Source organism: Aliamphritea spongicola (genome assembly GCF_017051665.1).
GTDB classification, from domain to species: Bacteria; Pseudomonadota; Gammaproteobacteria; order Pseudomonadales; family Balneatricaceae; genus Amphritea; species Amphritea spongicola.
The window spans coordinates 1-280 of the sequence record NZ_JAFIDL010000135.1 but is presented as its reverse complement, the minus strand read 5'-3'; the positions used below and the strand labels follow the sequence as shown (position 1 = coordinate 280).

At 62.1% G+C, this 280-nt stretch carries 1 pseudogene; it reads right to left on the bottom strand.

Features of this window, described 5'->3' with window-relative positions:
* Positions 1-280, bottom strand: a pseudogene (locus JYB63_RS23055) (cytochrome c); the annotation flags it as partial.

Here is a 280-nt window from a genome sequence, read left to right as displayed (position 1 = left end):
CACATTGCGCGGCGAATGGCAGGCGGCGCAGTGGCCGAGCCCGTTGACCAGATAGGCGCCGCGGTTCCACTGCGCGCTTTGTTGCGGATCGGGTTGATATTCTCCCTGGCGCAGGAACAGCGCGTTCCAGCCGGCCATCAGCGGCCGCAGGTTAAACGGGAAACGCATCTGATTGGCCGGATTGCTCTGGCGCACCGCCGGTTGCGACATCAGATAAGCGTACAGCGCCTGCATGTCGCCATCGGTCATTTTGCTGAAGGCGGTGTAAGGAAATGCCGGA